Origin of the sequence: Polaribacter sp. Hel1_85 (assembly GCF_000766795.1) — a bacterium.
Classification (GTDB): Bacteria; Bacteroidota; Bacteroidia; order Flavobacteriales; family Flavobacteriaceae; genus Polaribacter.
On record NZ_JPDS01000001.1, the window covers coordinates 52,500 to 79,160 of the forward strand.

Below are 26,661 nucleotides of genomic sequence, written 5' to 3' on the forward strand. Positions count from 1 at the left end.
TTACTATTTTTATGGACTATTTTAGTCGTCCAGAATTAAAATAAATAATAGTCCAGTTTATGTTTCCATTTACAACAAGTTTTCAATTAGATAGAAAAAGCAAACAAGCATTGTACTTGCAATTGTCTAATCAGTTTATAGTATTGATTAAAGATCGAAAATTAATGCCAGAAACCAAGTTGCCAGGAAGTAGAACTTTATCTGAATTATTAAATGTTCATAGAAAAACTGTTGTGGCTTGTTATGAAGAATTATTATTGCAAGGTTGGGTAGAAAGTATTCCTAAAAAAGGGACGTTTATCAATGCAAATTTACCAGAGTTACATCAACAAGAATTTTTGCCCAAAACCAAAGTTTCATCTAAAAATATCGGTTTTCAATTTTATAAAGACAAAGCCCTTGAAAGAAAAACTACTAAAAAAGAAGGTGGTTTTATGTATTTAAATGATGGCGTTTCTGATGCAAGATTAACACCTACAGAAGATATTGCAAGAACATATAGAAGAATTTGTGGTAAAAAAGAGATTTATAAAGAAATGTCTTATGGTTCGCTTTTTGGAAATGAAAAATTGCGAATTACTTTAGCAGATTATTTGAATAAAACACGTGGGTTACATATTAATAAAGACAATGTTTTAATAACGAGAGGAAGTCAAATGGGCATTTATTTGTCTTCAAAATTGCTATTAAAAGAAGGTGATGTTATTGTAGTTGGACAAACAAATTACGGTTCAGCTGATACTAATTTTTTACAAAGAACAACAAATTTAGTTCGAGTTTCTGTTGATGAGAATGGTTTGGTTACCGATGAAATTGAACAGATTTGTAAGAAAAAGTCAATAAAAGCAGTGTATGTAACTTCTCATCATCATCACCCAACAACTGTAACTTTATCTGCAGAAAGAAGAATTCATTTATTGAATTTAGCGAAGAAATATAGTTTTGCAATTATAGAAGATGATTATGATTACGACTTTAATTACAATCATTCTCCAATTTTACCTTTAGCGAGTCATGATATAAATGGAAACGTAATTTATATTGGATCTGTTTGTAAAACGGTTGCTCCAGTTTTTAGAATTGGTTATGTTGTTGCTTCAAAAGAATTTGTAAATGAAGCTGCAAATCAACGTAGATTTATTGATCGACAAGGAGATGCTTTGTTAGAATTAGCGTTCGAAGATTTTATAAAATCTGGAGATTTAGACAGACATATTAAGAAAGTGATGAAAGTTTACAAAACAAGAAGAGATTTATTTTGTCAACTTTTAAAGGAATATTTCTCTGATGTTTTTTCTTTTGAAACTCCTAAAGGAGGAATGGCAGTTTGGGTTACATTAAATAAAAAGTATTCTTGGAAATCGGTTGCCGAAATTGCAAAAAAGCACCAATTAGAAATAGGAGAGTGGCAACGTTATGATTTAGCAAAATTAGAACATAATTCTATAAGAATGGGTTTTGCAACTTATAATGAAGAAGAAGTGCACGAATTGATAAGCAGACTTTTTAAAATGATGAAAGAGGTTAAAGGATATTAATGCGTATATGTTCTCGATACTAAATTTCTGAAAAAGAAATTTCACTCGAACTGACATTACGTACAACTAGTTTAATATACATAATGTCACATCGAGTGATTTTGTTTTTTTACAAAATCGTATCGAGATGTTTTTATAATATTTTTATTTGAATTAAAAATTAGGAAAAATCTTCGTAAATTTCTTTGGCAATTCTTTTGAAATAGAAATGTTTTCTTTCGTAAACGGATGTGTAAAATCTAAAGTAGCAGCGTGTAAAAACAATCCTTTTCCGTTTAAAATTTTATCTTCTAAAAAGTATTCTTTATCTCCTAAAATAGGATTTTCTATTGCTAATAAATGTTTTCTAAGTTGATGTTTTCTTCCTGTTTTTGGTTGTAGTTTTACTAAGTTTAAAAAGTCAAAACGTTCAGACTTTACAGATTTTAATACTTCAAATTCTGTTTCAGCTTTTTTGTCATCAACAGGTAAATTGATATTTCCTTTAGGATTCATTTTTCCAATAGTAACAGCAAAATATGTTTTCTGAATTTCTTTGTTTTCAAATAATTTTCCCAATTCTGTAATAGAATTACTCGTTTTTCCAATCAATAAAAGTCCACTTGTTGGATAATCTAATCTATGTACAGGTTGAGGTTTTACAGCATCAGATAAATTATTTTTTTTTAAGTTTTGCGTTAATCCATTTGCAATGGTTACAAATTTATTTCCGCTGACTAAAATTCCTGCTGGTTTATTAATAACAGCTAAATAATCATCTTCAAATAAGACTTCAATATCTAATTTTAATCTTTCGAAAGTTGATGATTTTTCTGATTGATAAAGCTCAATTTTTTCTCCTCCAGAAATAAATTTAGAAGTTGTTGCTAAAATACCATCAATATAAATAAGCTCTTTTTTGATGGCTTTTTTAATGCCAGATTTTGTTGGGATTGTATTAAAAATTCCAACGCTATATTCTTGAAAACGAATTGGTTTTTCTAATTGTTCTACAATATGAGTTTCTGTTAATTGCATTATTTAGCGAATAACTGACTCATGTCTTGAAAAGCTTTAAATTCTAAAGCATTATTTTCTGGATCTTTAAAAAACATGGTAGCTTGTTCTCCCACTTTTCCTTTAAAACGAATACAAGGCTCAATTTCAAATTTAGTATTTGCAGCTTTTAATCTTTCTGATAATATATGCCAATCATCCCAAGTTAAAACAACCCCAAAATGTGGTACAGGAACATCATGACCATCTACAGGATTAGTGATTCTTTCAGGATTAAATCCATCTTTTTGATGTATCACTAATTGATGTCCGAAGAAATTAAAATCTACCCAATTTTCTGTACTTCGACCTTCTTCACAATTTAAAATATCTCTGTAAAACGTTCTACATTTTTCTAAATTTTTAACCGGAATTGCTAAATGAAAAGGTTGTATTTGCATATTTTTTTAAAGTTTCAAAGTTTGTCAGTTCGAGTGATTTTCGATTTTAAGAGAAAATTGTATCGAGAACTTTTTAGGTTTCAATTTATTCTATTTTTTGCTACCAGCTAAATTAAAAACCAACAGCTGTATCATCTCCACGTTTATCTGCTCCACCTTCTAAAGAATTGTTTGGTAAAACTAAAATAGCCGATACTTTTCCAATAATTCTAGAAGTTCCTTCATCAATATTATAACCTAATTTTTCTAGTTCAGAGATTGTTGTTTTATCAAAACTATTAGGTTCCATTTTTACAACATCTGGCAACCATTGGTGGTGAAATCTTGCAGCGTTTACAGCTTCTTGCATGCCCATTTTATATTCGTGTACATTTAAAATTGTTTGTAAAACCGATGTAATAATTGTAGATCCTCCCGGTGTTCCTACTACCATAAAAAGTTTGCCATCTTTTTCTACAATCGTTGGTGTCATAGAACTTAACATTCTTTTTTCTGGTTGAATCTCATTAGCTTTTGCGCCAATTAAACCAAACATATTTGGTACACCAGGTTTGCTAGAAAAATCATCCATTTCGTTGTTTAAGAAAAAACCTAATTCAGACGAATATAATTTAGAACCATAAGCTCCATTTAAAGTTGTGGTAACAGAAACCGCGTTTCCAAATTGATCTATAATAGAATAATGAGTAGTTTCATCACTTTCTATAATTTCTATATTTCCATGAGAAACATCAGTAGAAGAAGTGGCTTTATCAAAGCTGAAATCTTGCATTCTTTTATTATTATACTCTGTACTAATTAGTTCTTTTTGTGGAATAGTAACAAAATCAGGATCTCCTAAAAAGTAACTTCTATCTGCATAAGCACGTCTTTCTGCTTCTGTAATAACTTGAATTGATTTTGTGCTATTATGACCAAATTCATGCAAATCAAAAGGCTCAATAGCTTTCATAATTTGTGCTAAACAAATTCCTCCACTAGAAGGAGGAGACATTGAGATAATTTTTAAATCATCATAATTAAAAGTAACAGGAGTTCTCCATTTAGCCTCATATTTTGCTAAATCTTCTAAAGTTATAATTCCTCCATTATTTTGAATGAATTCTACCAAACGTTTTGCAGTTTTTCCTTTATAAAATTCATCTCTACCATTTTCTTTAATCTGAGTTAAAGTTTCTGCTAAAGCAGGATATTTAATGGTGTCATTTTCTTTCCATTTATTAGTAAAAACGATAGAATCTTTATTGGCTTCTAAAAATAATGGTCTATAATTCTGAATTCTTTTTTCTTGTTTTTCGGTAACAATAACACCTCGTTTTGCTAATTTAATAACAGGTTCTAAAATTTCTTCTATAGGAAGTGTACCAAATTTTTTATGAGTTGCAAAAACTCCAGCAATTGTTCCAGGAATTCCAACACCCATTGCTCCAAGAATACTTTTTCCTTTAATGATATTTCCATCTTTATCTAAGTACATATCTTTTGTTGCTGCTAAAGGTGCTTTTTCTCTGTAATCTAAAGCTCCTATTTCACCGTCATTTTTTCTATAGACCATAAAACCACCACCTCCAAGATTGCCTGCAAAAGGATAAGCTACTGCTAAAGCCATTTCTGTTGCAACCATTGCATCAAAAGCATTTCCACCTTTTTTTAATACTGCAGCACCAATTTTAGAAGCTTCTTCTCTTGCAGTAACAACCATTGCTTTTTGAGTTACTAAGCCAGTAACTCTTTCTTTTTTAGGTACTGTTTTGCAGTTTACTAATAATAAGGAAAGTATAAAAAGTAGAATTATTTTTTTCATTTATTTTATTAATTTGAGAATGTGAATTCTTTTTTATTCAATCATTTTTTCTTTTCCATTGTTAAAAAGAAACAAAATTAAAAACATGTAATGAGTTTACATTAATTCTTTAAATTTTTGATTTGTATGTGTAATTAAATCTTTAAAAAACAGGGTAAAATCTTCTTCGAATTCTTTTTCTAAATTCGTTAAATCTTCAATAGCTAAATTCATTTGAGATTTTCCTTTTGTCCTAGCATTCATCCCATTTAAAACCTTTGCAATACCTTCTTTATTATTATAATTGAAAAGAATATCATATTCAATCATATACTTGATGAATTTTTGCGACTTTACAGGTAAAACTTCTGATATTTCTCCAAATAAATTATTAATAGAATTTGTATAAATATCTAAAGGAATTGCAGAATAGTTAGACCAATTTTTTGCTAAAAAATAATCATAAAAAATGTCAATAATTACACCATCATAATGTCTGTAACGTTTGTGTAATCTGCGTTTGCTTTTTCTGACAACTTCATGAGCATCTGTATACGTATCTATTTCTCTGTGTAAGAAAATACCTTGTTGAATTTCTTTAGAAAAACCTTCAAAATTATTACCACGAATATGATCTGCAATAAAATTACCAATCATAATATTGGTATTGTTTTGAGATAAGTAGAGGTGTGCTAGAAAATTCAATTTTTAAATGTTTTTAATAATTAAAATTAACCCAAAAATAAATGACATAGCCATAATTGCTAGATAATTTCCATGAAATTTCCATTCCATTACATTAGAATCCCAAAACTTTATATTTTTCTTTTTATTGAGATGAAAAATTAACATTGTAGATTCAAGTATAAGAAATATTAATCCAGATTCAATTGGGCTATATTTTATAAAATCTACAATTTCCTTTTTCATTGGTTAAAAGTAAACAAAAAACCACAATCAATTTGATTGTGGTTTTGTTTTATGTTATTTGTCATTTCGAGCTTGTCGAGAAATCTTTATTAAGAGATTCCTCCATTTTAGTCGGAATGACAGACTCTTTAATTATTCAACATAACAGGCATTACAAGCATTGTAACTTGCTCACCTTCATCTGTACCATCAATAGGTGTTAAAATTCCTGCTCTGTTTGGTAAAGACATTTCAATTAATACTTCGCTAGAACTTAAGTTGTTTAACATTTCGCTTAAAAAACGAGAGTTAAAACCAATTTGCATATCATCACCTTGATAATCGCAACTTAAACGTTCATCTGCTTTATTAGAAAAATCTAAATCTTCAGCAGAAATGTTTAATTCTGTTCCTGCCATTTTTAAACGAATCTGATGTGTTGTTTTACTAGAGAAAATAGAAACACGTCTTACAGAGTTTAAGAAAGAAGCTCTATCTACCGTTAATTTATTTGGATTTTCCTTAGGAATTACCGCTTCGTAATTTGGATATTTTCCATCAATTAAACGACAAACTAAAACTACGTTATCAAACGTAAATTTTGCATTTGCATCATTATATTCAATAGTTACATCACTATCAGAACCACTTAAAATTCCTTTTAATAAATTTAAAGGTTTCTTTGGCATAATGAATTCTGCAGTTTGATCTGCAGTTACATCTGTTCTAGAATATTTTACCAATTTATGAGCATCAGTAGCAACAAAAGTTAAACTTTGCGAACTAAATTGAAAGAATACTCCACTCATTACAGGTCTTAAATCGTCATTTCCTGCTGCAAAAATTGTTTTAGAAATTGCAGTTCCTAAAATATTTGCGGGTACCACAGTTGTACTTGGTGATGCTAATGAAACCGCTTTTGGAAACTCATCGCCACCAAAATAAGCCATGTCATATTTACCTTGATCAGAACTAATTTCAATCGTATTATCACCTTCTGTTTTAAACGTTAAAGGTTGGTTTGGAAACGTTTTTAAAGTATCTAATAATAAACGTGCAGAAACAGCAATAGAACCAGAACTTTCGCTTTCTACTTCAACTACAGAACTCATAGTTGTTTCTAAATCTGATGCAGAAACTTTTAATTCATTTTCAGACAATTCAAATAAGAAGTTATCTAAAATTGGTAAAGTGTTGTTGCTATTTATAACGCCGCCTAAAACTTGTAATTGTTTTAATAATTGCGAACTTGATACAATAAATTTCATTGATTTTCTTTTCTTGATTATTCTTACAAATATAACCTTATTAAGTGATTTTAAAAATTAATTTATTAACAGGTTATGAGCATTTTGTTGATGAATATTTTAAACGTTATAATTATGTTAATTGAAGGTGTTTCGCACATAAAAAAGCTATTTTTGTTTTCATTGATATCTTTTTTCTAAGAAAATAGTTGTCTCCTCGAGCGCAGTCGAGAGGTTGTATTTAGGTCTCGACTGCGCTCGACCTGACAGAAACTAACCAAGTTTTATGAAGAAATTATTGTTATTTATTTGTTCCTTTCTATTGATATCATTGAGTTTGTTTGCTCAAAAACCTAAAAAACTAACTTCGAATCAAATTTATGAGAAAATTCAGAAACTGAATTTTTTAGGAACAGCTTTATATGTTGCTGCGCATCCAGATGATGAAAACACGCGTTTAATTGCATTTTTAGCAAATAATGTAAAAGCAAGAACTGGTTATTTATCGTTAACTAGAGGAGATGGAGGTCAGAATTTAATTGGTCCAGAAATTAGAGAATTGTTAGGTGTTATTAGAACTCAAGAATTATTAGCAGCAAGAAATGTTGATGGTGGAGAACAATTGTTTTCTAGAGCAAATGATTTTGGATACTCTAAACATCCAGATGAAACTTTAAAAATTTGGGACAAAGAAAAAGTGTTGAGTGATGTTGTTTGGGCAATTAGAACTTTTAAACCAGATGTAATTATCAATAGATTCGATCATAGAACTCCAGGAACAACTCACGGACATCATACAAGTTCTGCTATGTTAAGTGTAGCAGCTTTTGATTTGGCTAAAGACAAAAATCAATTTAAAGAACAATTAAAATATACAGATACTTGGCAACCAAAACGTTTGTTTCAAAATACTTCTTCTTGGTTTTATAGAGGTAGAGAAGCAGAATTTAAAAAGGCTACTAAAGGTTTTACTAAGTTTGATATTGGCGTGTATTATCCGTTAAAGGGTTTGTCTAATAACGAGTTGGCATCTATTGCAAGCAGCCAACATTTATGTCAAGGTTTTGGGAGATTAACAACAAGAGGAGAACAATTTGAATATGTAGAATTGTTAAAAGGTAGTCCTTTAAAAGATAAAAATGATATTTTTTCTGGAATTAATACAACTTGGAATCGTTTAAAAAATGGTGGAGAAATTGGTGATATTTTATATGAAGTTGAAAATAATTTCGATTTTGTAAATCCGTCTAAACATTTGCCAAAACTGTTAGAAGCTTATGATAAAATTAATCTTTTGTCTGATGCTCATTGGCGAGATTTAAAGTTAAAGCAAATAAAAGAAATTATAGAAGCTTGTGCAGGTTTGTATTTAGAGGTTTCTGCAACAAGTTCTAGCGGAATTCCGAATTCTGAAATAGACATTAATTTAGAAGTTTTAAATAGAAGCAATATTACATCATACTTGTATTCTTACAGTTTTTCTCAAGGAAAACATAGAACAATTGAAGAAGTAGAAAAGCCATTAGAGAATAATAAAAAAATTACTTTAAAAGGGAAATATCCTATTACAAACACCAATTTTTCTGCACCTTATTGGTTAGAAAAAGAAGCTAGTTTGGGAATGTATACGGTAGATAATCAACAATTAATTGGTAACCCAGAAACCCAAAGACCTTTGCAGATTACTTTTAATTTAAATATTTGGGAACATGATATTTCTTTTACTAAAAATGTAATTTACAGATATTCTCAAAGAGATAAAGGTGAAATTTATGAGCCTTTTGAAGTTTTACCAAAAGTGACTACAAAGTTAAAAGATAAAGTGATTATTTTTTCTGATAATACACCACAAGAAGTTTTGGTAGAAGTTAGAGCAGGAGCAAATAATGTAAAAGGAAATGTAAAATTAAATATTCCAACAAGTTGGGATGTTTCTCCTAAAGAAATTAGTTTTAATATCGATCAAAAAGATGATAAACAAACTATTGCCTTTTTGGTAACTCCACCAAAAAATCAATCTGAAGGAAAGTTAGCAGTTGTAGCAACTTCTGAAGGAAAAACATACAAAAAAGAATTGATTGAAATTAATTACAATCACATTCCGAAACAATCTGTTTTATCAAATTCTGAAGCTAAAATTGTACGATTAAATATTAAAAAAGCAGGAAATTATATTGGTTATATAAAAGGAGCAGGAGATGTTGTTCCTGAAAGTTTACGCCAGATAGGATATACTGTTGTAGAAATTAATCCTGAAGAAATTAATTCTGAAAATCTTAAAAAATACGATGCAATTGTATTAGGAATTAGAGCTTATAATGTGGTTAAAGAATTGAAATTCAAACAAAAATTCTTGTTAGAATATGTTGAAAAAGGAGGAAACATGATTGTACAATATAATACCAATAGAAATGTTGATGTTGCAGCTCCTTTTTCATTAAAGTTATCTAGAGATAGAGTTACAGATGAGTTTGCAGAAGTGCGAATTTTAGATAAAAATAATTCGCTTTTAAATTTTCCTAATCAAATTACAAATAACGATTTTAAAGGTTGGGTACAAGAACGCGGTTTGTATTTTCCTAATTCTTGGAGTAAAGAATACACACCAATTTTGTCTATGAATGATAAAGGTGAAACTGCTAAAAATGGAAGTTTACTAATTGCTAAATATGGTAAAGGAAATTACATTTATACAGGTTTAAGTTTCTTTAGAGAATTACCTGCAGGAGTTTCTGGAGCATACAAATTGTTTGCAAATATGTTGTCTGTTGGTAAAAGTAATGTTGAAATAAAACAAGAAATTAAAAAATAATTAATTTTCTATTATTCTCGAAAAGAAAATAAAGTTAGCAAACAAGTTTAGCCCTGATTGAGCGGTTTGTTTGAGCTCTTTTTTAGTGTCAGTTCGAGTGAATTTGTGAAGAATGAGCAAATTTGTATCGAGAACAAACTAAAAAAAGCGAGTAGCGAAAGCAGGAAATAGCTTCAAAAAAATAATAAGATGAAAGAACAAAAATACAATTGGAAAAAAGAGTACTCGTTGGTTTTAATTGCCAATGTAATTTACATTATTGCGTTTTATTTTATCACTAATTATTTTACAATTTAGTCTATGGAAATTGCAAGTAAATTACATTATATTGATTGGATTATTCTTTCTGTAACGCTTGTTTTTATTGTTGCTTACGGAACTTATGTAACTCGTAAAAATGCCAACGTAACAGATTATATAAAAGGTGGTAGCGATTCTAAATGGTGGACCATTGGTTTGTCTGTGATGGCAACTCAGGCAAGTGCAATTACATTTTTATCTACACCTGGACAAGCGTTTCATAGCGGAATGGGTTTTGTGCAATTTTACTTTGGTTTGCCAATTGCAATGGTAATTATTTGTGTGGTTTTTATTCCTATTTATCATAAGTTAAAGGTTTATACTGCTTATGAATTTTTAGAAGGTAGATTCGATTTAAAGACCAGAAGTTTAGCGGCAATTTTATTTTTAGTTCAAAGAGGTTTAGCAGCAGGAATTACCATTTTTGCTCCTGCAATAATTCTATCTGCAGTATTAGATTGGGATTTATTAACATTAAATATTATCATTGGTTTTTTAGTGATTATTTACACCGTTTCTGGAGGAACAAAAGCTGTAAATGTTACTCAGAAACAGCAAATGATTATCATTTTTATAGGTATGTTAATTGCATTTTTTATGATTATGAGTCAATTACCAGAGAATATTACGTTTACAAATGCTTTAGAAATTGCAGGCGCAAGTAATAAAATGGAAGTGCTAGATTTTTCTTTTGATTTAAGTAACAGATATACAGTTTGGACAGGTATTCTTGGTGGAACTTTTTTAATGCTTTCTTATTTTGGAACAGATCAGAGTCAAGTACAGCGTTATTTGTCTGGAAAATCGGTTAGAGAAAGTCAGTTAGGTTTAATTTTTAATGGATTATTAAAAGTGCCAATGCAGTTTTTTATTCTGTTAATTGGTGTTATGGTTTTTGTTTTTTATCAATTTAATGCATCGCCTTTAAATTTTAATCCTACAGCAAATGAAGAAGTTTTAAAATCTGAATTTGTTACAGAGTATCAAGCTTTAGAAAAGGAACATATTAAAATTGAAAATGATAAAAGAGCGCTTTTTGTTGATGGTTTTCAAATTGATGAAAAAGAGCAAATTCAATCTTTAAATAAAAGAGATTTAGCTTTAAAAGAATCAGCTAAAGAAATTATAAAAAAGGTTGATGAAAAATCAATTAAAAAAATAGAATCGAATGATAAAGATTATGTGTTTATCCATTTTATTTTAAACAATTTACCAAGAGGATTAATTGGGCTTTTGTTGGCGGTAATTTTATCTGCAGCAATGTCATCAACTGCATCAGAATTAAATGCGTTGGCAAGTACAACTGCCATAGATTTATACAAGCGAAATGTAAAAGAAGAGAAGAGTGAAACGCATTATGTAAAAGCATCTAAATGGTTTACGTTGGCTTGGGGAATCATTGCGATTTCTGTGGCTTGTGTTGCCAATTTGTTTGATAATTTAATTCAGTTAGTAAACATAATTGGTTCTATTTTCTATGGAAATGTTTTAGGGATTTTCTTGTTGGCATTTTTTATAAAGTTTGTAAAAGGAAATGCCGTTTTTATAGCAGCTTTAATTACACAAGCTTTAATTATTACGGTTTTTCTATTAGATTGGTTACCGTATTTATGGTTAAATTTATTAGGATGTGTTCTAGTAATGGGAATTGCGATTATACTTCAAACATTTCTTCCTACAAAAGAACATAATAGCGATAATTTAGAAACAATAGGAATTGAGTAAATTATGAAAAATAGAAAAATACGTTGGGGAATTATTGGTTTAGGAAGTATCGCAAATAAATTCGCGACAGATTTAGCAACTATTAAAAATGCAGAATTAGTTGCAGTTGCATCTAGAAATCAAGAAAAAGCACATGAATTTGCCAAAAAATACAATTCAAAAAAAGCGTATAATTCTTATGAAGCATTAGCAAAAGATGTTGAGGTTGATGCAGTGTATATTGCAACTCCACACAGTTTTCATAAAGAGCATTCTATACTTTGTTTACAACATAAAAAAGCAGTTTTATGTGAAAAACCTTTTGCTATGAATTTGGAAGAGGTAGAAGAGATGATTGCTGTTGCAAAAGAGAATAATGTATTGTTAATGGAAGCGTTATGGACCTATTTTTTACCTCATTATATCTATGTTTTAGATTTAGTAAAATCAGAAAAATTTGGTGAGGTTTTAAAACTAGAAGCAGATTTTGGCTTCTCTAGAGAATTTGATAATAATAGCAGATTATTTAAAAAAGAAGTTGGTGGAGGTAGTTTATTAGATATTGGTATTTATCCAATATTTGCAGCTTTATCTACTTTAGGAAAACCAAATTCTATTGATGCAAATGCAACTTTTTTTGATAACGGAGCTGACTCTGAATGTAATATGACTTTCAATTATAAAGACATAAAAGCAGTTCTAAAAAGCACTATAGTAGAAGATATGGCAACAGAAGCAATTTTTACTTGTGAAAAAGGAATTATAAAAATAAACACCATGTTTCATATGCCTACAACTGTAACTATTATAGAAAAAGGCAAGGAGGAAACTATTGATTTTAATTATAAAACAATCGGTTACAATTTTGAAACTGAACATTTCAATAATCTCTTAAGAGAAAATAAAAAAGAAAGCAATATAATGACTTTTGAGTTCTCTAAAAATTTGATTAAAACATTAGATTCTGTAAGAGAAATTATTGGTTTGGAGTATTAGTTTTTTTACCAATAAATCGAATTACTTTACTTTTTGCAGTATGGAATTTCCCTTCATTTAATTCTACCTCTTTTTCTTCTAATAAAATTATGTCGAAATTTGGAAATTCCTTTTTTATAGCGTCGACAGAGAATAAAAAATCAATGTTTTTTGGCCCACCAGCATTTGGGTTTTCTTTTTGAAGTTCTAAATGATTTTTACTAAAACCTTCAAGAATTAAGTATCCATTTGGTTTAATTAATTCAGCAATTTTATTGTGGTATTTGGTTATAATATTTGGTGGAAAATGCGCAAAAATCAATGCAGCAACATCAATTTTTTCATTTGTTAGTTGCAAGTCAAATAAATCACCAACCTCATAATTTATTATGACTTCTTCTTTTTTAGCAAGTTTTAAGGCTTTCTTTTTTCCTTCAACACTAATATCAAAAGCAAAAGCATTAAATCCCTTTTTTGCAGCATAAACAGCATTTCTACCTTCTCCTTCTGCAGGTAACAAAATGTTACCTTCTAGATTGTATTTGTCTAGCGTTTCCTGAAAGAATTGATTAGGTGCTGTTCCATATGCATACTCTTCTTCAGCATATCTGCTATTCCACATTTCTTTCATTTAGTTACTTTTTTAAAGTTTATTTTACAATTAAATTTAGTTGATAATTTTAACAAAGTTAGTTTTTTGTATTTATAAAATCAATTTGAAACAAAAGCTTTTTAGGACAAAAAAATCTCAAGTGAAAACTTGAGATTTTTAAATATTTTAAAAAAGAAAACAAATTATTTTGCTCCCCATTCTTTTAAAGATGCTTTGTTCATTTTTACATACCCAGTATTTCCTGCTTTTTCAGCTAAAGCTAAAGACGCTTTTGCAGCAGCAATTGCAGTTGCTGTTTTACCAGCTTTTGCATGAATTAAAGATTGTTGTCTTAAATACCAAAATTTAGGATCTTCTTTGGTCATTTCTATGGCTTTGTCTATCCAAGTTACTGCTTGGTTTACATCTTTATCTGCAGTTTTAAAATAAACAGCAGCATCATAATAAGCAGCAGCATTTGGCTCACCTTTCATTACTTCTTCTATAGAAGCCATAACATTTTTATCTGTAGGCACATCAAATGACAATCCTACATAAACGTCTTCCCAAAGTAATCCAAGAACTCCAGAGTTGTTCGTTAAATCATCAAAAGTAATGGTAAACGTTTCAATTTTTACTGGCATTATCTGTACTTTTACAGAAGTTTTGGCAACTACTTTTGTTTCATCCCATTCTTTAGGATTTCCCCAATTGCTAGAATCTGAGTACAGCATAATATCCCAAGAATCTTTATTAGGCACTGTATAAAGAGCATAAGTTCCTTTTGCTACATTTTTATCAGCAATAATTACATCTGTGCTAAAAGTTATTTTTGTGTTAGCATTTGCACCAGTTCTCCAAGTTTTTCCATAAGGCACTAGATCACCAAAAATGGCACGTCCTTTCATACCTGGTCTAGAATATTCTACAGTAACATCCGTCAATCCTACTTTCTGTATTAATGTAGAAGCAGGACTTGGTTGAGGTGCAGAAATTTTTGCAGCAGGTGTTTTAACTATTTTTTCTACTTCCTTTTCAACAACTTCTTTAGTTTCTTTATTTTGGCAACTTGCAAGAATTAAGAAAGAAAATACGGTTAAAGTACTTAAAAGTTTAAATGAAATTTTTCTCATGATGTTTAGTTTTTTTAGTGTTATAAATTTACGATTTCAAAAAATGAGAAATGTTAACAAAACCTTAAAATAAGGGTTTGTATCTTTGTGCTTATTTTTTAAAACAATGAAGAAATATATATCTGAATTTATAGGAACTTTTTCTATGATTTTCTGCGGAACAGGAGCTATGACAGTAAACGAAGTTACTGGAGGAGACGTTACGCATGTTGGTATTGCAATAACTTGGGGATTAATAGTAATGGCAATGATTTATGCTTTTGGAGAAACTTCTGGAGCACATTTTAATCCTGCTGTAACGATTGCATTTGCGTATGCAAAAAAGTTTTCTTGGAAAGAAGTACCAAAATATATAATTGCGCAAGTTTTAGGTGCATTTACTGCGAGTTTAATTTTGTGGTTTTTGTTTCCTACAAGTGAATTTTTGGGTTCAACCATACCAACTGTAGATGTTTGGCGTGCTTTTGTATTAGAAATATTATTAACATTTTTCTTGATGGTTGTAATTATAAATGTATCAACAGGAAGTAAAGAAATTGGTGTTATTGCAGGTATTGCAATTGGTGCAGTTGTTTTGTTAGAGGCCATGTTTGCAGGCCCAATTACAAATGCTTCCATGAATCCTGCACGTTCTTTAGCGCCAAATTTAGTTTCTGGAAATATTGAAGGTTTATGGTTGTATATGATTGCGCCAATTTTAGGAGCTTTGTTAGCAGTAGTTTCTTGTAAATTAGTTAAAGACAATAATTGTTGTAATGAAGGATGTTAGTATTTTAGGTTGTGGATGGTTAGGGAAACCTTTAGCAATTTCGTTATTAAATGAAGGTTTTAAAGTAAAAGGTTCTACAACTTCTGAAGAGAAATTAGAACTTTTAGAAGATAATGGAATTGAACCTTATATTGTTGATATATCTGAATTTGAAGAGTTTGATACTTTCTTAAATTCCGATATTTTAATCATTGCAATTACCTCTAAAGATGTTGATGGTTTTGAAAATTTGATTTCTCAGATTGAAAATTCTCCTGTTCAAAAAGTAATTTTTATTAGTTCTACTTCTGTCTATGGAAGAATTAATAAAGTAATGACAGAAGAAGATGAGGTTTTAAAAACGCCATTAACAGAAATTGAAGATTTATTTAGACAGAACAACTTTTTTGAAACGACCATAATTCGTTTTGCAGGTTTATTTGGTGATGTAAGACAACCATGTAATTGGTTTAAAAACGGAAGAAAAATTCCTCAGCCAAAAGGTTTTGTAAACATGATTCATAAAGAAGATTGTATCGAAATTATTCATACAATTATCGATCAAAATTGTTGGAATGAAACGTTTAATGCGTGTTCTAATCATCATCCAACAAGAAGAGAGTTTTACACTTTAGCAAAAGTTAGTAATGGTTTTGAAGTGCCAGAATTCGAAAATAACGAGGTTTATCAATGGAAAATTATCAGTTCTAAAAAAGTACAAGAAGTTTTAGATTATACTTTTATTCATGATGATTTGTTAGCCATTTAAAGGCTATATGTCATTTCGAAATGAGCTTTTTTAAAGTGATTGAGAAATTTATTATAAGAGATTCCTCCTCATTCTTCGTTCGGAATGAGAATTGTAATTATTTAGAATACTTTCTCTTTCTCAAATAATTAAAAACAAACCCAAAAGTAAACAAAATAAGAATCGGTAAAACAATATTCAAAAATTGCCAAAAAGTACGTTCTTTAAATGCTTTTTGTTTGTCTAAAGTTCTAATTTGTAGTGTTTTGTTTCTTAGTTGAATCAAGCCTTCATCATCCAATAAATAATCAACAGAATTTAAAAGAAAATCTTTATTTCCAAATTGTTGATTTGTCCATTTATCTCTGTTTAAATCAAAAGGTTGTCCTTTTAAAATTTGATTTTTTCCAATATCACCATCAGAAATTACCACCATTTTATTATTGGTTGAGTTTTCTTTAAAAAGTGGAGTTTCAAAAGGTTTTACTCTGTTTTTATAAGCAGAATTAAAATCGCCTTCTAATAAAACTGCAAATAATTGGTTTCCACTTTTGTATTTTTCTTCAACAACTTCATCAGCAATAGATTGTAATTCTATAAAACTTGGAGTTCCTACTTTTTGAGTTAATAACGAACTCATTAAAAGAGGTGTTTTTTTGATGTTGTTTTTTAATGTGTCAATCTGATTTGCAAACTGCAATCTTACAGGAGAAACATTTTTTGTAATTGCATGATTTGGATTTCCACCAACCAAAGGATGAAAGAACCAATCTAAATTTTGAAACTGCGTTTGATTCCCAACTTTACCAGTTGCTAAAGGAATTTGTGCTGCGTATAAATCTTTAATTAAAGTCGTATTTATTCTAATTCCGTAAGAAAATAACAAATCGGTTAAATTCAAATCTCTTGGATATGCTAACATTTTTCCACTGTTAAACAAGCTATCTTGATCTGCTTGTACATTGTCTAACATCCACAATGTTTTACCTCCGTTTGCAATAAACTGATCTAAAGTAAATTTTTCTTTTGCTGAAAATTTTTGTGATGGTTTTGCAATAATTGCCAAATCTAAAGAAGTTAAATCTTGTAAAGTTTGTTGCGGATTTACAGCTACAGAATCTAACGTAAATTTTGCCAATCTGTATTTTTTAGCAACTTCACTTAAAAAACTATATTGATAAATATCTTGTAATTCTCCATTTCCTGTTAGTACAGCTACTCTTTTTTGTGTTTTTTGTGTGATAGAATTTATTGCATTAGAAAAACTGTATTCTAAATTTTCAATGGCTTTTTGTAGCTGTTCGTCTTGCGATACTACAATTGCATTCGGCAATAAAGAAACAATGGTAGATTTTTTTCCGTAAGAAATTTCTGCCCAAGGAAAAATAATAGCTTCAGAGAGTTTTCCTTCTTCTTCAACGGTTAATTGACTAGGTAACATACCTCTTTTAATCAAATCTTCTCGTTGATTATCTGGAGCTTCAAAATTGATTTTTATGTTTGAATTTTCTGCAGCCAATTCTTCTAAATACTGACGTGTTTCTGCTTGTAATCTTTTAAATTCTGAAGGAAAATCACCTTCTAAATACACAGACACAAAAAGAAATTTATCCACCTTAGAAACAATATTTTTTGTAGTTTCAGAAAGTGTGTAACGTTTGTCTGCAGTTAAATCTAAACGACTATAAAATGATTGATTGATGCTATTTAGAACGATCAACCCAATAATTAAAATTGCAATATTTTTGATGTTTTTATTCATTGTCTAAACGCATTTTAGTGATGAATAAAAAGAATACAGTAACACTTAAAAAGTAAACAATATCTCTGGTATCTATAACTCCTCTAGAAATACTTTTAAAATGTTCGTTAATTCCCATTTTTTTGATGGTTAAATCATTTCCCACAGAAGTAGCAATTGCATCAAAACCATAGTATAAAAAGAAAGTAATGAAAACGCCTAAAATAAAAGCAACAATTTGATTTTTAGATAATGTTGAGGTAAATAAGCTAATTGCTGTATAAGTAGAAGCTAAAAAAAGTAAACCAATATAAGAACCAATTGTGCTTCCAAAATCAATATTTCCTGTTGGGTTTCCTAAACTGTAAACTGTATAAACATAGGTTAAAGTCGGAATTAAAGCAACAACAACTAATAGGAGAGAAGCCCAAAATTTTCCTAAAACTATTTGCCAGTCAGAAATTGGTTTTGTCTTTAAAAGCTCTATAGTTCCGTTATTAAATTCATCAGCAAAACTTTTCATTGTTATTGCAGGAATCAAAAATAAAAATACCCAAGGCGCTAAAAAGAAAAACGGATTTAAATCTGCAAAACCTGCATTTAAAATATTAAAATCGTCTTTAAAAACCCATAAAAATAAACCATTAATTAACAAGAAAACAGCAATAACCAAATAGGCTATTGGGCTCGCAAAAAATGAGTTGAATTCTTTTTTTAAAATGGCAAACATTTAATTAATTTTCTAGTTTAAAAATACGATTATTATCAAAGCCCTCATCTTTTCTTTCTGGTTGAAAAACAAAATTGTGTTTCTCTAACAACGCAATTGAGGCTATATTATTTTTGTGAGTAAAAGCTTCAATAGTTTTTAATTGCAAATTAGTGAATCCAAAATTTATAATTTCTTGAATTGCTTCACTCATAAAACCTTTTTGATGATAATTTGGCTTCAATTTGTAGCCAATTTCACTATAATTATTTTCTAGAGAAATTTTGTGTAAAACAATACTTCCAATAACTTCATTCTTAAATTCTATCAACCAAAAAATACGTTTTTTCTCTTTGTAAAGTTCATTACAAAGCATAACAAAATCTTTAGCTTCTTCATGATTTTTAACTCTTTTTGTATGTACAAATTTATTTATTTCTTCACTAGAACGAAGTTCAAAAATAACTTCTACATCATCAAAATTTGCTTGACGTAAAATTAATCGTTCAGTTTTTAAAACAGGAAAAAGTGTGAAATTAAAATTCATTATAACAAACTTACTTTTTTATCAACGCTCCAAGCTAGTGGTTTGTCATTAAAAAATATTTTAGTTTTTGCCCAAACATCTTTAAAAAGTTTAGAATTTCTATAGTTTTCTAAATCTTCTTCTTCTTTCCAATAAGAATAAGTAAAAAAGATTTCTGGGTTTGTTTTGTCTTGATATAATTCTAGTAATTCACACCCTATAGAAGCTCGAATAAATGTTTTTTTCTCTTCAAACATTGATAAAAAAGCTGTAATGTGTTTTTCGTGAAAACTCATTTTTACAATTCGAACAAACATAGTTTTTTAAGTTAAAGGAGTAAAATCTGGTTGAGAATCATTGATGAAATCAATCGTAATAGCATCTCTATAACCTAAACCTAATAGCGTAGAAGCGCCACCAACTGTATCTAAATTACTTCTATAAATAGCAATTTCTAAATAACCAGCAGAATTAAATAGCGCTAATTTGCTTCCATCATATTGCATGCTATCATGAGCACTATTACCTGCGACTTCATTATATTTTGTAAATATTTGTGTAAAAGAATAACGTCTTGCATTTGCTTTAAAACGACGTCCTTTGCCAATTTCTTGAAACATTTTTTTGCTGATATTACTAATTACGTTTCCATAATTATCAATATAAACAATACCTCCAATAATTTGGTTTTGAGCCTGATTTACTTTTGGCTGAATTTCAATCATCTTTTTATATGTCTGAATTTCTTTACCAATAACATTTAAGTTTCCACCTCTAGCAATAAAACAAGCCACTTGTACAAAAACATCTAAAACAGGGAAACTGCTTTCTATTCTATCATGAATATTAATTTCAAAAATCCTTGAAGGTTTAATTTCTGATGCAATCATTGAAATAATTCCATTATCTGGACAAACAAAATAATGGTTGTCTAATTCTATGGCAATGTGTTTGTTATCTTCACTTAATTCTGAGTCTACACCAACAATATGTATGGTTTTATCAGGAAAACTCTTGTAAGAATTCTTTAAGATATAAGCAGTTTCTGTAATGTTAAACGGTGATATTTCATGTGTAATATCTACTATTTTGGCATCAGAAAGTTCAGAGTAAATAGCTCCTTTAACAGCGCCAACAAAGTGGTCTTTTGTTCCAAAATCGGTTGTTAAAGTAATTAGAGACATTAATTTATTCCTGTTAATTAAATGTGTAAAAGTTGTTAACTATTTTACGCAAATCTAATCATTTTAGAAAATTTATTCGCTATTTTTAGTTGAAATAAAATTGTAATTAATTAATAAAAATTAAACATTTGAACGAACGCATTATAGAGCTTACAGAAATTAGCCCAAAAGATTTTTTTGGAGCACATAATAGTACTATTGAGCAAATAAAAAGATACTTTCCAAAAATTAAAATTGTTGCTAGAGGATCTAAACTTAAAATTTATGGAGAACCAGAAATTTTAGATGAGTTTGAAACTCGTTTAGAACGTTTGATTAAGTATTATAACAAATACAATAAGTTAGATGAAAATAGTATTGAGCGTATTTTAACTTCTACAGGAAATGAAGAAAAAACAAGTGCAGCTAAAAATGCGAAAGAAGTTTTGGTGCATGGAGTTAGTGGAAGGTTGATAAAAGCTCAAACTCAAAATCAACGTAAAATGGTTACTTTAATGGCAAAAAATGATATGTTGTTTGCTGTTGGTCCTGCAGGAACAGGAAAAACATATACAGCTGTTGCTTTAGCTGTAAAAGCGTTGAAAGAAAAAGAAGTGAGAAGAATAATTTTAACAAGACCTGCTGTAGAATCTGGTGAAAATTTAGGGTTTCTTCCTGGAGATTTAAAAGAAAAATTAGATCCTTATATGCAACCTTTGTATGATGCTTTACGTGATATGATTCCATTTGAAAGATTAGAATCTCATTTAGAAAAAGGAGTGATTCAAATTGCACCTTTAGCGTTTATGAGAGGTAGAACTTTAGACAATGCATTTGTAATTTTAGACGAAGCACAGAATACAACTCATAATCAAATGAAGATGTTTTTAACGAGAATGGGTAAAAGTGCAAAGTTCATTATTACAGGAGATCCAGGTCAAATTGATTTACCTAGAAAGCAAGTTTCTGGATTAAAAGAATCTTTATTAGCTTTAAAGGATATTGAAGGAATTGCTCAAGTATATTTAGATGATAAAGATGTGGTAAGACACAGATTAGTAAAGAGAATTATTACAGCTTATAAAAGTATAGAAACAGAATGATAAAAATTGAAAAAGACAAATTAGGGCTACAAGATTATTTTTATATTGGGTATTTATACCTTATTGTTTTAGGTATTGTAAGTGATGCGATTTTCTATGGAATTTTTGGAGTATCCTATCTAAATTATACTACAATTTTAGATGCTTTAATTTCTCCTATCAGTTTATTGACTAATAATTGGCATATTTCTTTAATTTTAACAATAATGTTCTGGTTAATGTATATGTATTTTAATAATTGGATGTTTAAATTATATGCCTATTTAAGAGTAAAAAAATGGTACCAAAAAATTTATAATATTGAAAAGTGGGATAAAAAATATGAACACTTAGCTAAGAAAGAAAATAAACTTACTGGGTTGATGTTTATCTTTTTTCTACTATTTGTTTCTATGAGAACAGGCATGGCACTTGGTACAAAGAGTAAATATGCTAAGAAAGAAATAATTCCAAATTACACATTAGTATTTAAAGACAATACAAAATTAGATGTTAGAAAAGTAGGGCAAAATTCTGCTTATTTCTTTTATTTTATTCCGGGAGAACAAGTAATTACTGCAACTCCTATTGCTGATAATTTAAAGCAAATAAAAGTTCTAAAAAACAAAAAGAAATAAAGTAGGAAAGTTTATTTTTGCGCGCACAACAACACAACATAAAATGAATACAATTAACGATACTAACTTTCAGTTTCCTAACCAGAAGTCTGTATATATAGGTAAAGTAAGAGAAGTTTATAATATAAACGACGATCTTTTGGTAATGATTGCAACAGATAGATTATCTGCTTTCGACGTTGTTTTACCGCGTCAAATACCTTTTAAAGGTCAGATTTTAAATCAGATTGCAACAAAAATGATGAATGATACAGCAGATATTGTTCCTAATTGGTTAATTGCAAATCCAGATGAAAATGTTGCTGTAGGTCATTTGTGTGATCCATTTAAAGTAGAAATGGTAATTCGAGGTTATATGTCTGGTCATGCAGCAAGAGAATATAAATTAGGGAAAAGACTTTTGTGTGGAGTAGAAATGGCAGAAGGATTAAAAGAGAATGATAAATTTCCTACACCAATAATTACACCGTCTACAAAAGCAGAAAATGGAGATCATGATGAAGATATTTCTAGAGAAGAAATTCTTTCTCAAGGAATTGTTTCTGAAGAAGATTATTTAGTTTTAGAAGATTATACAAGAAAACTTTTTCAAAGAGGAACAGAAATCGCTGCAAAAAGAGGCTTAATTTTAGTTGATACTAAATATGAATTTGGTAAAACTAAAGAAGGTAAAATTGTATTGATTGATGAAATTCATACACCAGATTCTTCTCGTTATTTTTATGCAGAAGGATATCAAGAAAGACAAGATAAAGGAAAAAATCAAAAACAATTATCTAAAGAATTTGTGCGTCAGTGGTTAATTGAAAATAGTTTTCAAGGGAAAGAAGGACAACAAGTTCCAGAAATGAACGATGAAAAAATCATAGAAATTTCTAACAGATATATAGAATTATACGAACAAATTACTGGAGAAACTTTTATAAAAGCTTCCACAGAAAATGTTTTAAATAGAATAGAAAAGAATGTAAATTCTTTTTTAGCAAACTAAACTAATTACAATGATTATAGAACCAAGAACAAGAGGATTTATCTGTTTAACTTCACATCCAACTGGTTGTGAGCAAAATGTGGTAAATCAAATAGAATATGTAAAATCAAAAGGAAAAATTGATGGCGCAAAAAAAGTATTAGTAATTGGATCATCAACAGGATTTGGATTGGCATCTAGAATTTCTAGTGCTTTTGGTTCAGATGCTGCTACAATTGGTGTTTTCTTTGACAAACCAGGAACAGAAGGAAGACCAGGTTCTCCAGGTTTTTACAATACAGCAGCTTTTGAAAAACATGCAAATGCTGCAGGTTTATATGCAAAAAGTATCAACGGAGATGCGTTTTCTAATGAAATAAAAGAGCAAGTTATAAATTTAATCAAAGAAGATTTAGGTCAGATAGATTTGGTAATTTACAGTTTAGCATCACCAGTAAGAACACACCCAACAACAGGAAAAAGGTTTAAATCGGTTTTAAAACCAATTGGTGGTGAATTTTCTAACAAAACTGTAGATTTTCATACAGGTAACGTATCAGAAATTTCAATAAAACCAGCAGAAGGAGAAGATGTAGAAAATACAATAACTGTAATGGGTGGTGAAGATTGGAAAATGTGGATGGATGCTTTAAAAGCTGAAAACTTATTAGCAGAAGGAGCTACAACAGTTGCCTATTCTTATATTGGACCAGAAGTTACAAAACCAGTGTATAGAAATGGAACTATTGGTGCAGCAAAAGATCATTTAGAAGCAACTGCTTTTACAATTGCAGACGATTTAAAGTCTATAGGAGGAAAAGCCTATGTTTCTGTAAATAAAGCATTAGTAACACAAGCAAGTTCTGCGATTCCTGTAATTCCTTTATATATTTCATTATTATATAAAGTGATGAAAGCAAAAGGAATTCATGAAGGTTGTATAGAGCAAATTCAACGTTTATACAGTGAGCGTTTATTTGGTGGCGATTTAGCTTTAGATGAAAAAGGAAGAATTAGAATTGACGATTGGGAAATGAGAGAAGATGTACAAGCTGAGGTTATGAAACTTTGGGAGACAGCTTCTACAGAAAACTTATCTGAAATTGGAGATTTAGAAGGATATAGCAATGATTTTTACAATCTTTTCGGATTTAAAGTTGATGGTGTAAATTATGATGCTGATGTAAATGAAGTGGTAAACGTACCAAGTATTCAGTAAATAAATATCCTCTTTTAAAGAGAATTTAAATATAAACCTCACAGATTTTATTTTGTGAGGTTTTCTTTTTTATCTTGTAAAAAATTAACGTTGATGAAGGCTGTAACTGTAAAACAATTAAAAGATGAACTCTCTCATAAATCTGCAAATGAGTTAAAAGAGTTGTGTTTGCATTTGTCTAAATTTAAGAAAGAAAATAAAGAATTATTGACGTATTTATTGTTTGAATCTCATGACGAAGAGCAATACATACAGAGTGTTAAAGATCAAATGGATGTACTTTTTTCTGAAATAAACACCAAGAGTTATTTCTATATTAGAAAGAGTGTTCGTAAGATTTTAACGTTAACAAAAAAGTTTATTAGGTATTCTAAAAAGAAGGAAACTGAAGTAGCTTTGTTGTTGTATTTCTGTGCAAAATTGAAAAACTTTAAACCTTCAATTCGCAGAAGTCAGAGGCTAACAAATACTTTTGATAGACAAATTGTTTTAATAAAAAAAGCAATTGCAACGCTTCATGAAGATTTACAATTTGATTATCAATACGAATTAGATGCATTGTTAGATGAATAAAAAAGAAAGGCCAATTTTATCAGATTTAGTTAATTCTGGAACATCAGAAATAGAAACGTTTCAGAATGAAGTAATTCGTCCTGTTATAAAAATGCAACACGATTTATTAATAGCTTCCTTTCAAAATTATTTGCAGAAAAGAAAAATTGATTTTTCAATTTTAATTGATAAGAAAAAGAGGAGCAGAATTACTACTGTTTTTAAGACAGACAACAATTATAAGAATCTTGTATTAGGTTTTGTTATAGGTCAGTTTTCTATGGATGAATTTACTTTTTACACTGATAATTCATCAGAAATTAATAGAAGAATTCTACAAATTATTACACAAAGAATTAAAGACAGTATTTCTGAAATTCAATAAAAAAAGTCGCTGTAAAATTATACAACGACTTCATTTTTATGAAACTATATTTTAATTTATTTGGCTTGTTCTGCTAATAATTTCTTTTGATATCTACCTTGCACAATATCAACAATTACTAAAATACCCAGTACAAAATAGAAAGTTGTTTTACTCATTGGTACAATTTCGTTTCCAAAAAGTTTTATATGGGCTAAGTGTCCTCCTTCGGTAACAAGCATAATTCCAACTATAAAAAGGATAAATAAACCAAGTACTTCATACATTCTATTTTTTGCTAAAAAGGTTGATATTCTATCAGCCAAAACGAGCATTAACAACCCACTAATTACAATTGCAATTGCCATAACAATAAATGCAGTTGTCTCGTTTTCTATTTCACTAGTAAGACCAATTGCAGCTAAAATAGAATCAAATGAAAAAACCAAATTCATTAAAACAATACTGGCAATAACTGCGTTAGAAGACTTAGCTCTTTTAGAGTCTCCTTCTATATCATGGTCTAAATCTTTGGCACCAATCATATGCCAAATTTCTTTAATGGCTGTATAGATGATAAATCCACCACCTAATAATACAATAATACTGTGTCCGTTAAAAGAAAAATGTACAACATCTTTTATTCCTCCAGATAAAAATGAAAAAGGTTCTTGAAAATAATCAATAATTGAAACTAGTAAAAATAATAAGACAATTCTTAAAACGATTGCTATTAAAATTCCTGTTTTTCTTACTTTCTTTTGATCTGTTTCTGGCGCTTTTTTAGATTCTAAAGAAATATATAAAAGGTTGTCAAATCCTAAAACGGCTTGTAATAAGATTAACATTAGTAGTGTGAAAATAATTCCTAGCATAATTTTTTAATGATTTGTTGTTGGTTCAAATATATTTTGATTGCAGTTAATACACAATTTTTATTTTGGTTTGTTTCAATATTTAAATTATTAAGGTTTTATTTTTATTAAAAGATGTACTTCCATAAAATTCGTAAACTTACAAAGGCAATCAAAATAGCAGTTGCCTTTTTTAATTGAATAGGAGTAAAATAGTTGTTACTCATTCTGCTTCCAATTTGTCCACCAATAAAAACAGTTATTAATAAAATGGATGTCAAATTCCAATCAATCCTAAAGTTTGGATTTGAATACTGTCCAACCAAACCAGCTATAGAATTTACCAAAATAAAAATACTTGCAGTTGCTGCAATTTTTTTAGGAGTATCCCAGTTTGTGAGATGTAAAAGTGGTGCTAAAAAAACGCCTCCACCAATGCCAACCATTCCAGAAATAAAACCAATTATCCCTCCATAACTTGCATTTTTAGTAAAGTTAGAGTGAATGTCTTTTTCTTTTGATGATACAAAACGCTTAGAAACCCACATAGTAATTGCTGCAAATAATAAGGTTAGACCTAAAAGAATAAAAAAGAATTGCTGACTTATTTTTAAAAAACCTCCTAAATAGGCCAGTGGAATACTAAATAAAATCAGAGGAAGTATTTTTTTCCAATTAAATATTTTCTGCTTATAAAACAAAAAAACGTTTCCAGAAACTACAACAATATTACAAAGCAGTGATGTTGCTCTAATTTGTGTAAATACAATTCCTGTTAAGGCTAGAATTGCTAAATAGCTAGATCCACCCCCAAAACCTACAGAAGAATATAAAATTGCTACTATAAAAAAAAGCAAAATAATATGCCAGTTCGCTAAAATTGATTCTATTAAAATTTGATAGGTCATTAACAGCAAA

Annotated in this window: 27 protein-coding genes; 12 read left to right on the top strand and 15 right to left on the bottom strand. The window is 29.2% G+C overall.

The genetic code is table 11. The features are described 5' to 3' along the window. Nucleotides 1-59 precede the first annotated feature (59 nt). Entirely contained in the window at nucleotides 60-1,538 is a 1,479-nt protein-coding gene (locus PHEL85_RS00280) for a PLP-dependent aminotransferase family protein (protein WP_036819558.1), read from the top strand. Nucleotides 1,539-1,691: 153 nt separating this feature from the next. On the opposite strand, the gene PHEL85_RS00285 is transcribed toward PHEL85_RS00280, so the two are convergent. The 6 genes from PHEL85_RS00285 to dnaN all read right to left on the bottom strand — a co-directional run bounded on the left by PHEL85_RS00285 (nucleotide 1,692) and on the right by dnaN (nucleotide 6,934). Continuing rightward, nucleotides 1,692-2,555: an RluA family pseudouridine synthase gene (locus PHEL85_RS00285; protein WP_036819560.1), complete on the bottom strand. Its 864-nt coding sequence runs from the start codon at nucleotides 2,553-2,555 to the stop codon at nucleotides 1,692-1,694. Next, on the bottom strand, nucleotides 2,555-2,974 hold the full coding sequence (locus tag PHEL85_RS00290; protein WP_036819564.1) for a VOC family protein: 420 nt from the start codon (nucleotides 2,972-2,974) through the stop codon (nucleotides 2,555-2,557). Before PHEL85_RS00290 ends, PHEL85_RS00285 begins: the two co-directional genes overlap by 1 nt. Before the next feature lie 112 nt (nucleotides 2,975-3,086). Then, nucleotides 3,087-4,778, bottom strand: coding sequence for a gamma-glutamyltransferase (gene ggt, locus PHEL85_RS00295; RefSeq protein WP_036819568.1), 1,692 nt, complete (start codon nucleotides 4,776-4,778; stop codon nucleotides 3,087-3,089). 96 nt (nucleotides 4,779-4,874) lie between these two features. Then, a complete protein-coding gene (locus PHEL85_RS00300) occupies nucleotides 4,875-5,414 on the bottom strand; it encodes an ACP phosphodiesterase (protein WP_036819569.1) in 540 nt (179 codons plus the stop codon). A 51-nt stretch (nucleotides 5,415-5,465) separates the two neighbouring features. Continuing rightward, on the bottom strand, nucleotides 5,466-5,687 hold the full coding sequence (locus PHEL85_RS00305) for a hypothetical protein (RefSeq protein WP_036819571.1): 222 nt from the start codon (nucleotides 5,685-5,687) through the stop codon (nucleotides 5,466-5,468). Nucleotides 5,688-5,815: 128 nt separating this feature from the next. Next, a complete protein-coding gene (dnaN, locus tag PHEL85_RS00310; RefSeq protein ID WP_036819576.1) occupies nucleotides 5,816-6,934 on the bottom strand; it encodes a DNA polymerase III subunit beta in 1,119 nt (372 codons plus the stop codon). 265 nt (nucleotides 6,935-7,199) lie between these two features. Between dnaN and PHEL85_RS00315 the strand changes: the two genes are divergently transcribed. From PHEL85_RS00315 to PHEL85_RS00325, 3 genes are all read left to right on the top strand, one after another. Next, on the top strand, nucleotides 7,200-9,725 hold the full coding sequence (locus PHEL85_RS00315; RefSeq protein WP_036819578.1) for a PIG-L family deacetylase: 2,526 nt from the start codon (nucleotides 7,200-7,202) through the stop codon (nucleotides 9,723-9,725). Between the two features lie 300 nt (nucleotides 9,726-10,025). Beyond that, nucleotides 10,026-11,750, top strand: a complete 1,725-nt coding sequence (locus PHEL85_RS00320) for a sodium:solute symporter (RefSeq protein ID WP_036819580.1) — start codon at nucleotides 10,026-10,028, stop codon at nucleotides 11,748-11,750. Nucleotides 11,751-11,753: 3 nt separating this feature from the next. Further along, on the top strand, nucleotides 11,754-12,725 hold the full coding sequence (locus PHEL85_RS00325) for a Gfo/Idh/MocA family protein (RefSeq protein WP_036819581.1): 972 nt from the start codon (nucleotides 11,754-11,756) through the stop codon (nucleotides 12,723-12,725). Here the strand turns inward: PHEL85_RS00325 and PHEL85_RS00330 are convergent. Further along, complete coding sequence (locus PHEL85_RS00330; RefSeq protein WP_036819583.1) at nucleotides 12,706-13,335, bottom strand: class I SAM-dependent methyltransferase; 630 nt, start codon at nucleotides 13,333-13,335, stop codon at nucleotides 12,706-12,708. The two genes, PHEL85_RS00325 and PHEL85_RS00330, sit on opposite strands and share 20 nt — an antisense overlap. Nucleotides 13,336-13,499: 164 nt before the next feature. Then, nucleotides 13,500-14,429 carry a DUF2911 domain-containing protein gene (locus PHEL85_RS00335; protein ID WP_081965046.1) on the bottom strand — a complete coding sequence of 310 codons (930 nt, stop codon included), beginning with the start codon at nucleotides 14,427-14,429 and terminating at the stop codon, nucleotides 13,500-13,502. 106 nt (nucleotides 14,430-14,535) lie between these two features. On the opposite strand from PHEL85_RS00335, the gene PHEL85_RS00340 reads away from it, so the two are divergent. Continuing rightward, entirely contained in the window at nucleotides 14,536-15,198 is a 663-nt protein-coding gene (locus PHEL85_RS00340) for an MIP/aquaporin family protein (protein ID WP_036819585.1), read from the top strand. Then, a complete protein-coding gene (locus tag PHEL85_RS00345; RefSeq protein WP_036819587.1) occupies nucleotides 15,185-15,946 on the top strand; it encodes an NAD(P)H-binding protein in 762 nt (253 codons plus the stop codon). Before PHEL85_RS00340 ends, PHEL85_RS00345 begins: the two co-directional genes overlap by 14 nt. 97 nt (nucleotides 15,947-16,043) lie before the next feature. On the opposite strand, the gene gldG is transcribed toward PHEL85_RS00345, so the two are convergent. From gldG to PHEL85_RS00370, 5 genes are read right to left on the bottom strand one after another with little or no spacing between them, the layout of a single operon-like run. Beyond that, on the bottom strand, nucleotides 16,044-17,687 hold the full coding sequence (gene gldG, locus PHEL85_RS00350; protein WP_036819590.1) for a gliding motility-associated ABC transporter substrate-binding protein GldG: 1,644 nt from the start codon (nucleotides 17,685-17,687) through the stop codon (nucleotides 16,044-16,046). Continuing rightward, on the bottom strand, nucleotides 17,680-18,396 hold the full coding sequence (gldF, locus tag PHEL85_RS00355; RefSeq protein ID WP_036819593.1) for a gliding motility-associated ABC transporter permease subunit GldF: 717 nt from the start codon (nucleotides 18,394-18,396) through the stop codon (nucleotides 17,680-17,682). Before gldF ends, gldG begins: the two co-directional genes overlap by 8 nt. 4 nt (nucleotides 18,397-18,400) lie before the next feature. Beyond that, nucleotides 18,401-18,922: a GNAT family N-acetyltransferase gene (locus PHEL85_RS00360; protein WP_036819595.1), complete on the bottom strand. Its 522-nt coding sequence runs from the start codon at nucleotides 18,920-18,922 to the stop codon at nucleotides 18,401-18,403. Continuing rightward, nucleotides 18,922-19,218 (bottom strand): putative quinol monooxygenase, encoded by a 297-nt coding sequence (locus PHEL85_RS00365; RefSeq protein ID WP_081965047.1) that lies wholly within the window; start codon nucleotides 19,216-19,218, stop codon nucleotides 18,922-18,924. Before PHEL85_RS00365 ends, PHEL85_RS00360 begins: the two co-directional genes overlap by 1 nt. A gap of 6 nt (nucleotides 19,219-19,224) precedes the next feature. Further along, the gene (locus PHEL85_RS00370; protein WP_036819600.1) at nucleotides 19,225-20,085 is read right to left on the bottom strand and encodes an S-adenosyl-l-methionine hydroxide adenosyltransferase family protein; all 861 of its coding nucleotides are present in this window, start codon (nucleotides 20,083-20,085) and stop codon (nucleotides 19,225-19,227) included. 128 nt (nucleotides 20,086-20,213) lie between these two features. On the opposite strand from PHEL85_RS00370, the gene PHEL85_RS00375 reads away from it, so the two are divergent. The 6 genes from PHEL85_RS00375 (at nucleotide 20,214) to PHEL85_RS00400 (ending at nucleotide 24,910) form a co-directional block, all read left to right on the top strand. Further along, nucleotides 20,214-21,167 carry a PhoH family protein gene (locus PHEL85_RS00375; protein ID WP_036819602.1) on the top strand — a complete coding sequence of 318 codons (954 nt, stop codon included), beginning with the start codon at nucleotides 20,214-20,216 and terminating at the stop codon, nucleotides 21,165-21,167. After that, nucleotides 21,164-21,784, top strand: a complete 621-nt coding sequence (locus PHEL85_RS00380; RefSeq protein ID WP_036819605.1) for a hypothetical protein — start codon at nucleotides 21,164-21,166, stop codon at nucleotides 21,782-21,784. The genes PHEL85_RS00375 and PHEL85_RS00380 overlap by 4 nt, the downstream gene beginning before the upstream one ends. 43 nt (nucleotides 21,785-21,827) lie before the next feature. Beyond that, a complete protein-coding gene (locus PHEL85_RS00385) occupies nucleotides 21,828-22,775 on the top strand; it encodes a phosphoribosylaminoimidazolesuccinocarboxamide synthase (protein WP_036819607.1) in 948 nt (315 codons plus the stop codon). 10 nt (nucleotides 22,776-22,785) lie between these two features. Beyond that, a complete protein-coding gene (gene fabV, locus PHEL85_RS00390; protein WP_036819611.1) occupies nucleotides 22,786-23,973 on the top strand; it encodes an enoyl-ACP reductase FabV in 1,188 nt (395 codons plus the stop codon). A 93-nt stretch (nucleotides 23,974-24,066) separates the two neighbouring features. Further along, nucleotides 24,067-24,546, top strand: coding sequence for a hypothetical protein (locus PHEL85_RS00395; RefSeq protein WP_036819614.1), 480 nt, complete (start codon nucleotides 24,067-24,069; stop codon nucleotides 24,544-24,546). Beyond that, nucleotides 24,539-24,910, top strand: coding sequence for a hypothetical protein (locus PHEL85_RS00400; protein ID WP_036819621.1), 372 nt, complete (start codon nucleotides 24,539-24,541; stop codon nucleotides 24,908-24,910). The genes PHEL85_RS00395 and PHEL85_RS00400 overlap by 8 nt, the downstream gene beginning before the upstream one ends. A gap of 56 nt (nucleotides 24,911-24,966) precedes the next feature. Here PHEL85_RS00400 and PHEL85_RS00405 read toward each other — a convergent pair whose 3' ends face one another. Both PHEL85_RS00405 and PHEL85_RS00410 read right to left on the bottom strand, forming a co-directional pair. After that, nucleotides 24,967-25,764 carry a TerC family protein gene (locus PHEL85_RS00405; protein ID WP_036819623.1) on the bottom strand — a complete coding sequence of 266 codons (798 nt, stop codon included), beginning with the start codon at nucleotides 25,762-25,764 and terminating at the stop codon, nucleotides 24,967-24,969. 107 nt (nucleotides 25,765-25,871) lie between these two features. Further along, complete coding sequence (locus PHEL85_RS00410) at nucleotides 25,872-26,651, bottom strand: sulfite exporter TauE/SafE family protein (protein ID WP_036819626.1); 780 nt, start codon at nucleotides 26,649-26,651, stop codon at nucleotides 25,872-25,874. Nucleotides 26,652-26,661: the final 10 nt, after the last annotated feature.

Coding starts and splice junctions, on each gene's coding strand:
- PHEL85_RS00280 (WP_036819558.1), top strand. CDS start 60: ATGTTTCCATTTACAACAAGTTTTCAATTAGATAGAAAAAGCAAACAA.
- PHEL85_RS00285 (WP_036819560.1), bottom strand. CDS start 2,555: ATGCAATTAACAGAAACTCATATTGTAGAACAATTAGAAAAACCAATT.
- PHEL85_RS00290 (WP_036819564.1), bottom strand. CDS start 2,974: ATGCAAATACAACCTTTTCATTTAGCAATTCCGGTTAAAAATTTAGAA.
- ggt (WP_036819568.1), bottom strand. CDS start 4,778: ATGAAAAAAATAATTCTACTTTTTATACTTTCCTTATTATTAGTAAAC.
- PHEL85_RS00300 (WP_036819569.1), bottom strand. CDS start 5,414: ATGATTGGTAATTTTATTGCAGATCATATTCGTGGTAATAATTTTGAA.
- PHEL85_RS00305 (WP_036819571.1), bottom strand. CDS start 5,687: ATGAAAAAGGAAATTGTAGATTTTATAAAATATAGCCCAATTGAATCT.
- dnaN (WP_036819576.1), bottom strand. CDS start 6,934: ATGAAATTTATTGTATCAAGTTCGCAATTATTAAAACAATTACAAGTT.
- PHEL85_RS00315 (WP_036819578.1), top strand. CDS start 7,200: ATGAAGAAATTATTGTTATTTATTTGTTCCTTTCTATTGATATCATTG.
- PHEL85_RS00320 (WP_036819580.1), top strand. CDS start 10,026: ATGGAAATTGCAAGTAAATTACATTATATTGATTGGATTATTCTTTCT.
- PHEL85_RS00325 (WP_036819581.1), top strand. CDS start 11,754: ATGAAAAATAGAAAAATACGTTGGGGAATTATTGGTTTAGGAAGTATC.
- PHEL85_RS00330 (WP_036819583.1), bottom strand. CDS start 13,335: ATGAAAGAAATGTGGAATAGCAGATATGCTGAAGAAGAGTATGCATAT.
- PHEL85_RS00335 (WP_081965046.1), bottom strand. CDS start 14,429: ATGAGAAAAATTTCATTTAAACTTTTAAGTACTTTAACCGTATTTTCT.
- PHEL85_RS00340 (WP_036819585.1), top strand. CDS start 14,536: ATGAAGAAATATATATCTGAATTTATAGGAACTTTTTCTATGATTTTC.
- PHEL85_RS00345 (WP_036819587.1), top strand. CDS start 15,185: ATGAAGGATGTTAGTATTTTAGGTTGTGGATGGTTAGGGAAACCTTTA.
- gldG (WP_036819590.1), bottom strand. CDS start 17,687: ATGAATAAAAACATCAAAAATATTGCAATTTTAATTATTGGGTTGATC.
- gldF (WP_036819593.1), bottom strand. CDS start 18,396: ATGTTTGCCATTTTAAAAAAAGAATTCAACTCATTTTTTGCGAGCCCA.
- PHEL85_RS00360 (WP_036819595.1), bottom strand. CDS start 18,922: ATGAATTTTAATTTCACACTTTTTCCTGTTTTAAAAACTGAACGATTA.
- PHEL85_RS00365 (WP_081965047.1), bottom strand. CDS start 19,218: ATGTTTGTTCGAATTGTAAAAATGAGTTTTCACGAAAAACACATTACA.
- PHEL85_RS00370 (WP_036819600.1), bottom strand. CDS start 20,085: ATGTCTCTAATTACTTTAACAACCGATTTTGGAACAAAAGACCACTTT.
- PHEL85_RS00380 (WP_036819605.1), top strand. CDS start 21,164: ATGATAAAAATTGAAAAAGACAAATTAGGGCTACAAGATTATTTTTAT.
- PHEL85_RS00385 (WP_036819607.1), top strand. CDS start 21,828: ATGAATACAATTAACGATACTAACTTTCAGTTTCCTAACCAGAAGTCT.
- fabV (WP_036819611.1), top strand. CDS start 22,786: ATGATTATAGAACCAAGAACAAGAGGATTTATCTGTTTAACTTCACAT.
- PHEL85_RS00395 (WP_036819614.1), top strand. CDS start 24,067: ATGAAGGCTGTAACTGTAAAACAATTAAAAGATGAACTCTCTCATAAA.
- PHEL85_RS00400 (WP_036819621.1), top strand. CDS start 24,539: ATGAATAAAAAAGAAAGGCCAATTTTATCAGATTTAGTTAATTCTGGA.
- PHEL85_RS00405 (WP_036819623.1), bottom strand. CDS start 25,764: ATGCTAGGAATTATTTTCACACTACTAATGTTAATCTTATTACAAGCC.
- PHEL85_RS00410 (WP_036819626.1), bottom strand. CDS start 26,651: ATGACCTATCAAATTTTAATAGAATCAATTTTAGCGAACTGGCATATT.